We start from the raw sequence: 7884 nt of genomic DNA on the forward strand, positions 1-7884 counted from the left end.
TTTCTTTATTTCATCTGTAAGGTCAATGCGTTGGCAGCCACTACTACGGTACTCACCGACATCAGTACCGCACCAACGGCCGGACTCAACATAATACCAATTGGAGCAAGAATACCTGCTGCCAACGGTATTGCAATGATGTTATACCCGGCGCCCCACCATAAATTCTGTATCATTTTCCTGTTTGTATTTCCGGCCAATGAAAGGAAATGTAGTATGTCGGACGGATTACTTTTTACCAGCACCACATCTGCGGCATCTATAGCCACATCTGTTCCGGCACCGATGGCAATACCTATATCTGCACGTACCAGAGCGGGGGCATCATTGACCCCGTCGCCCACCATCATGACGACCTTTCCCTGTTTCCGGTATTTTTCTATCATTACCTCCTTGTCTTCCGGGAGCATAGCAGCATATACTTCATCGATATTTAATTCCCGGGCAACACCATTGGCTGCCGTTTCATTGTCTCCGGTAAGCATCACAGGATGTATTCCTTTTTTCTTTAACTCATGAATGACTGCCTGGGAGTCCGGTTTAATCCGGTCACTTTGTGCTATTCGTCCGACTACCTGATCATCCACCAACAGGTAACTCACAGAATCACCTGTTTCCCCCGCAGGAATGGTTCCATCTTTGTCATAAGACAGATGATTTTTTTTGAGATAGTTCTCATTGACGATCATCACCTTTTTTTGATTTACTACACCGGATAACCCGACGCCGCTGATCTGCCTTATTCCTTCTGCTTTTGGAATTACCAGTTCCTGCTTTTTTATTTCATGCAGGATCCCTGCAGACAAAGGATGATTTGAACCGGATTCCAATGCGCCTGCTATGGTGAGTATATCATTTTCAGTATAATGGGATGAGAAGGTCCGGACATCAGAAACCTGAAAGATTCCTTCGGTTAGTGTCCCTGTTTTATCCATTGTGATTACAGATATCTTCTTAGTAGTTTCCAGCACTTTACGGTTCCGTAATAACAATCCGTGGCTGGCCCCCAGGGAAGTGGAACGGGCAATGACCAAGGGTATGGCTAATCCCAAAGCGTGTGGGCAAGCGATCACGAACACCGTGACCATTCGTTCTAAAGCCGTATTAAGATCCTGTGACAACCACAACCATATGATGAATGCAATAACACCTACAGATAATGCTACATAAAACAATGCTTTAGCCACTTTGTCCGAAAAACTTTCAGCTGCTGATTTTTCCTGTTGCGCCCGGCTTACCAGTTTCACCACCTGGGCAAGGTATCCCGATTCACCGGTACCCGTAACTTTTACAACGATCATTCCGTCTTCATTGATAGATCCGCCAATTACCTTATCTCCTTTTTCTTTCCTTACCCTTCTGGCTTCTCCTGTGACCATAGACTCATTTACCGAAGTGCTTCCCGAAATGATGCTTCCATCCACCGGTATTTTTTCTCCGGGTTTCACCAGCACCTGCTGATCGATACGGATTTCCTTCAATGGAACATCTTCAGTCTTTTCTTCTGAAAGTACCAAGTGGGCCATTCCGGGGAGAAGTTCAGCCATTTTTTGCAGAGCATTTCCTGCATTGCCGACCGCATTCATCTCGATCCAATGCCCCAATAACATGATCACTATAAGCGTTGCCAGTTCCCAGAAAAAATCCATTTTATGGTTTGTCAGGCCAGGGATATGATTGTATATAAAAGCATATAAGCTATATAGATAAGCTACAGTAATACCCATTGATATCAGGGTCATCATAGCCGGACTCTTATCTTTTATCTCCATGACCGCCCCTCTCAGGAAGGGTTTCCCTCCATAAAAAAACAAGACGGAAGCCAATACCAGAACGACCCAGTCTGATCCCGGAAAATGCAGCTGAAAGGGCAGATCGATACCCATCATAGGAGAAAGAATAATGATGGGGACAGCAAGCATCAATGAAATCCAGAATTTCTTTTTCAGATTTCCCATGTGCATCATATGTCCCCCCATCTTATGTTGGTGGCTTTTTTCAGGAATTTCCTGTTCGTCCATATTCATAAGATGTTCATGCCCAATACCTTCAGCATGTTCATAGGAAGTATGGTGATCCACCGGTTCATGTTTCATTGTCTCCATATAATTTCAATTTAACCGGCCGGTCTCTTAAATAATGAAATAATCCAAAGCAGGAGAACGGCGCCGGTAACCGACATGATCAGTTCGCCGATAATATTGCTGGTTGTTAATCCTAAAAGAGTAAACACCCATCCTCCGAGGATTCCTCCGACTACACCGACAATCAGGTTCACAAACAACCCGAAACCCTGCCCTTTGAAAATTTTTCCGGCCAGAAATCCGGCCAGTACACCGACAAGTACCGATAATAAAATACCCATATGAATGTAATTTAGTTCATGTAAAGATGTTAGGTTCGAATTCCTGTGTTTTACAAATATACAAAAAAACTCCTTTATATGTGCTATCCAGGTCTTCTTATTTCGTATTTTTGTATGAATTCATGAAAGAAATGGAAGACATATATCTCAAATTAGGAAAACTCCGGTCTTTCCTGCAACAAAAAGGACGTGTCGCTGTTGCCTTTTCAGGAGGCGTTGATTCTACTTTTCTTTTAAAGGTGGCACATGAAGTTCTGGGAAATAATGTACTGGCGATTACAGCACGTTCGGGACTGTTTCCCGTCCGGGAGATGGAAGAATCGAGGGCATTCACGTCTGAAAATAAGATACAGCACATCATCTGCGATATTGATGAGTTAAAGATAGATGGTTTTATAAAGAATCCTCCGGACCGTTGTTACCTATGTAAGAAAACACTGTTCCGGACTTTTTTAAAAGTGGCATCAGACCATGGATTCATCTATCTCTCCGAAGGATCGAATACGGACGATGCAGGAGATTATCGCCCCGGGATGAAGGCCATTAAAGAGTTGGGAGTGCTCAGCCCGCTAAAAGAAAGTGGTTTTTCAAAAGAAGAGATCCGGCAATTATCCAGGGAAATGGGTTTACCCACATGGGAAAAACCTTCATTTGCCTGTCTGGCATCCAGATTTCCATACGGAGAACCCATTACCCGGGAAAAGCTCAACACCATAGAAAAAGCTGAAAAATTTCTCTTTGATCTGGGTTTCCAACAGATCCGGGTAAGATACCACGGTAATCTGGCAAGGATAGAAGTAGCCCCAGGGGAGATGGATCAATTAATGGTTCCTGAAATGCGCCGGATCATTGACGAAGGAATAAAGAAAACCGGTTTTACATACGTTTCCGTTGACCTACAAGGGTACCGGACCGGAAGCATGAACGAATCCTTAAACGTGTGATCATATACAAAAGTTTAGTATGTTTGTGAATTATTGCTTGATCCATTTATTGCATGTAACATGTTACCCAAGAAAAGAACGATCGATGATCTTGCCCGTGAATTGAATCTGTCAAAATCCACGGTGTCAAGGGCTTTACAAGACTCGTACCAGATCAGTGAAAAGACCAAGCAAAGAGTGCTTCAATTGGCCGAACAATGGGGATTTCACCTGAACCCACAGGCCAGGGGATTGAAGACACGCCGCTCCTTTACTTTAGGCGTCGTGGTTCCGGAAATTGCACATAAGTATTTTTCCTCAGCCATCAGTGGGATACAGGAAGTTGTCCTTCCTGCGGGATACAACGTCCTGATCGGACAATCCAACGAATCGGAAGAACAGGAATATCAAGTCGTCAGGCAACTGATTGCCAGTCGTGTGGATGGATTGATCATGTCGCTTTCAGGAAAAACCCATCATATTGACTTTCTAAAGACGTTGACAGAAGAGCGTTTTCCCTTGGTAATGTTCGACCGGGTCAGTGATGAGGTCAACTGTTCCAAGGTCATCATCGATCATGAATTGGCAGCCTATACTGCAGTGGAGCATTTGATCAGGAACGGATGTAAGAGGATTGCCCATCTGAGCGGCCCTCAGGTATTGTCTATTGCCAAAAACCGGATCAAAGGATACCAAAGGGCATTAAAAACTTACGGGTTGCCTTTTGTTCCCGAACTGGTCGTTGAAAACGGTACCAACCCGGAATATACCCCGGAACATGTCAGAAGGTTGATGCGCATGACAGATCCCCCTGACGGAATTTCCTGCTTCAATGATGATGTTGCGATCAATGTATTACTTACGCTGAAACAGGATGGGATTCAGGTCCCTTCCCGGGTGAAAGTCATCGGTTTTAACAATGAAAAGGATTGCCTGATCATAGAACCCAATCTGTCTTCCATTGAACATCCGGTAGTAAAGATGGGTAAAGAAGCTGCACGGCTGCTTTTGAAACAACTCGATAACGAAAATCAAAAACCCCAGACTGTTGTTTTTGAAACATCCCTGATTGCAAGAAAATCAACAAAAGGTTGATCTTACCGTTTCTTCATCAATAATAACCCTACTATGATCCAGCATGTCTCCCTTATGCGGGTGATCAGGCTAATATAAAGTCCTAATTCGGTATCGATAGCGATCCCTTTGGTCGCCAGCCAGAATCCACCCTCCCTTGTTCCTAACTGTAGGGGAGAGAAAAACATGATGTTGGCGAATAAAGAAGAAACAGCCACCAATATCACAGATTCCAGAAATGTGATTTGTTGCCCGATAGCAAATGCGATAAAATATATTTCGAGGCATCCGACCACCCGGGCCGTGAACTCACTCATCAATGCACCATAGAAAGCTGTTTTACGGCCCGAATGAAGTTGCGCGATCTGCTGATCGATCTTTATAAAATCTTCATGATGTTTTTCATTGAAGTTACGTATCTTCTTCCCTACCCACGGAAGCTTTCCAAAAAACCGGAAGGTCTTAGCTACCAGCCCATAACGATACCCTTTGAAAAAATAATACAGGGCTACCAGACAAAACAGTGCGGTAATCAGCATCAACCAAAACACACCGGGGGAAGGATCGAACACAAGATACAGGAGGATCGTCGAAACCAGCCAAAATAAGAAATGGGAAGCGATATGCATCATACTGAATAATATCACCGAAGAAGTTGCCTTATGCACGCCCACATATTTTTTCAGTTCCATGATCCTGTATGGTTCTCCGCCCAAAGCGGCTACAGGAGTAATATAATTAATAGCAAAACCACTGACTGTTATTTTATAAAGTTGCCAGAATGTAACCCGTTTAAAGTTTTTCTCATTATCACGGACAATCAGGTGCCATGAAAAAGTATTGATCAAATATACAACCGCCCAGATACCTATAATGGCAAAAAACCACCATCCGGTTTTAAGGATGTTCTCATATATAGAAGTAATCCCTATATTAAAAATAACAATGATTACAGTAATGATCCCTATAATCAGAAAAATCCGGTAAAAACTAGATGATTTCAAGATGTCATGTTATTTGACCGCAAGTTATTGATTATTCCTGTGTTTTTTGAAACTTTTTTCGAAAAAAACCGTATCACCTAGGCGGCTTTTGCTGGTAATACCGATTTTTACTGATTTAAATATCAAACAAGAAATGTCCATGACTGTCCACTAACCATAATGAACAAAATATGGATATCGTATCTGACCTAAAAAAATTATACAAATGAAACAGTACTTTTTTCTCATTTTATCATTATTCCTGTTTTCTTGTGGTGCCCGTCCTACAGCCGATAAAGCAAAGACAGAAGAGGCCATAAATACTGAAAAATCAGAGCTGGAACCTGGTGACTGGAAGATCGATAGCACACAATCGGTGATCCGATGGAAAGGATTCAAATCAGGGGGTGCACATTATGGGACTGTTTTACTGAAGGATGGCACATTGAACATAGAAGACGGAGCAGTAACCGGTGGAAAATTCTTCATCGACATGAATTCTATTGTTTGCGAAAACCTGGTGGATACAACCAGTAATAAACGATTGATCCATCATCTAAAAGGCATCGATTTTTTCCATGTCGAACAATTTCCGACCTGTGAGTTTGTCATTACATCAACCACTAAAAAGGAAGGGACAAGACAGGAGATTACCGGAAATCTATTGTTGAGAGGGATCGAAAAAAGCATCACTTTTCCGGCAGATGTATCTATAGATAATAAAACGGTTACAGCAGTGACCCCTGATTTTACCATTGATCGTACCCAGTGGGGAGTCAACTACGGATCAAAAAGCTTCTTCAAAGAGATGAAAGATTCATTCGTCAATGACGGGATAGAAATCAGCATCCGTATTGTTGCGAAATAATTGAATGTGATGCGGGTGTTATCCGGACCTGATTAATGACCCGTGAAGTAAATATTTACTTTTACCGGACCAATATCTGGAATGCTTTTTCAACAGCGTTTTCCAATCCTTCCACATTTTTGCCGCCGGCAGTAGCGAAAAATGGCTGTCCGCCGCCACCGCCCGATATCTCTTTTGCCGCTTCACGAACTACAACAGAGGCATTTTTTCCTTCGTTGATCAACTCATCGCTCAAAGCGATGGTCAGCGTTGGTTTCGCACCATAATCACTTCCGGCAATAAAAACCAGACGCTCAAACTTGTTTTTCATCCTGAAAGCGATCTCCTTGATCAAATCAGGAGCAAATGAAGTGGTAAAACGAACGACATTCAATCCGTTCACTTCTTCTATTGTATTGATAAGACCATGTTGGAATTCCTCCATCCGTTCCCTCATGATCGCTTCAACCTCTTTCTTCAATTGATTATTTTCGTCTACAGCTTTTTTGATGGCCTGTACGAAAGTGGGGGAATTATTGAAAATGTCACGTATCTGCTGGATCACATCCATTTGTGAATAAATGAGTTGTTCGATCTTCGCAGCAGTGATGGCTTCTATTCTTCGTATTCCGGCAGCAATGGCGCTTTCCGAAACTATTTTAAACATGCCTATCTGGCCTGTTGCCTTCACATGGGTTCCTCCGCATAATTCAACCGAGTCACCAAACCGTATCGTACGGACTTCTTCACCGTATTTTTCGCCAAAAAGTGCCATCGCCCCCATCTTCCTGGCTTCATCAATGGGAATATTCCGGCATTCGTCCAACAAAATATTTTCACGGACTAATTGATTGACCCTTTTTTCTACATTCCGGATCTCTTCATCTGTCATTTTCTGAAAATGGGAAAAGTCAAAGCGCAGGTAATCGGATGCGACCAGCGAACCCTTTTGTTCAACATGTGTTCCCAGAATTTCACGCAATGCATGATGCAGTAAATGCGTTGCCGTATGATTCGCTTCGATGGCGCGGCGCTTTTCCATATCTACCACAGCCAGGAAGTCAGCATCCAGATGCTCCGGTAAACGGTCGGTGATGTGGATATTTAAATTATTTTCTTTCCTGGTACTGACGATCGGAATGGATTCATGATCGGATTTAATATATCCTACATCCCCCATTTGTCCTCCGCTCTCAGCATAAAACGGCGTTACATCAAATACCAGTTGATACTGTTCTTTTTCTTTGACCTTGACACTCCGGTATCGAACGATCCGGATATCTGCTTCGGTATAATCATAGCCAACGAAGCGTGATTCTTCAGAAGGCAACAATTCCACCCAGTCGCTGGTATCAATGGCAGCAGCAGCCCTGGAACGGTTTTTCTGGGCTTCCATCTCTACTTCATATTGTAACCGGTCATAATTCAGATGGTGTTCGCGAAGGATCAACTCTGTGAGATCAAGTGGAAATCCGTATGTGTCATACATCTCAAAAACAGATTTGCCGCTAATGACCGTTTGCTTTTTCTCATTGGCCTCTGCAATAATTCCTTCAAGCAATGACATTCCAGTAGCAAGCGTCCGCAGGAAGGATTGTTCTTCTTCCCTGATCACACGTTCGATCAATGATTGCTGGGCTTTTAATTCGGGAAACGAATCGCCCATGACTTTTACCAGAACCGGAACGAGTA

The 7884-nt window shown here is 43.1% G+C and carries 7 protein-coding genes; 3 read left to right on the forward strand and 4 right to left on the reverse strand.

Translation table 11 applies throughout. The annotated features are described in order from the left end of the window. Positions 1-5: 5 nt before the first annotated feature. Both LBQ60_07530 and LBQ60_07535 read right to left on the reverse strand, forming a co-directional pair. Complete coding sequence (locus LBQ60_07530; GenBank protein MDR2037757.1) at positions 6-2105, reverse strand: copper-translocating P-type ATPase; 2100 nt, start codon at positions 2103-2105, stop codon at positions 6-8. A gap of 11 nt (positions 2106-2116) precedes the next feature. Further along, positions 2117-2365: a GlsB/YeaQ/YmgE family stress response membrane protein gene (locus LBQ60_07535; GenBank protein ID MDR2037758.1), complete on the reverse strand. Its 249-nt coding sequence runs from the start codon at positions 2363-2365 to the stop codon at positions 2117-2119. A gap of 131 nt (positions 2366-2496) precedes the next feature. Here LBQ60_07535 and larE point away from each other — a divergent pair, with 131 nt between their 5' ends. Together larE and LBQ60_07545 are read left to right on the forward strand one after the other, a co-directional pair. Beyond that, complete coding sequence (larE, locus tag LBQ60_07540; GenBank protein ID MDR2037759.1) at positions 2497-3309, forward strand: ATP-dependent sacrificial sulfur transferase LarE; 813 nt, start codon at positions 2497-2499, stop codon at positions 3307-3309. A 60-nt stretch (positions 3310-3369) separates the two neighbouring features. Next, a complete protein-coding gene (locus tag LBQ60_07545) occupies positions 3370-4383 on the forward strand; it encodes a LacI family transcriptional regulator (protein ID MDR2037760.1) in 1014 nt (337 codons plus the stop codon). Positions 4384-4385: 2 nt separating this feature from the next. On the opposite strand, the gene LBQ60_07550 is transcribed toward LBQ60_07545, so the two are convergent. Continuing rightward, positions 4386-5366: a flippase-like domain-containing protein gene (locus tag LBQ60_07550; GenBank protein MDR2037761.1), complete on the reverse strand. Its 981-nt coding sequence runs from the start codon at positions 5364-5366 to the stop codon at positions 4386-4388. Positions 5367-5571: 205 nt separating this feature from the next. On the opposite strand from LBQ60_07550, the gene LBQ60_07555 reads away from it, so the two are divergent. After that, positions 5572-6213 (forward strand): YceI family protein, encoded by a 642-nt coding sequence (locus tag LBQ60_07555; protein ID MDR2037762.1) that lies wholly within the window; start codon positions 5572-5574, stop codon positions 6211-6213. Positions 6214-6274: 61 nt separating this feature from the next. Here the strand turns inward: LBQ60_07555 and LBQ60_07560 are convergent. Next, a partial coding sequence (locus LBQ60_07560; GenBank protein MDR2037763.1) for an alanine--tRNA ligase occupies positions 6275-7884 on the reverse strand: 1610 nt, incomplete at its 5' end.

The organism is Bacteroidales bacterium (assembly GCA_031275285.1).
Lineage (GTDB): Bacteria > Bacteroidota > Bacteroidia > Bacteroidales > UBA4181 > JAIRLS01.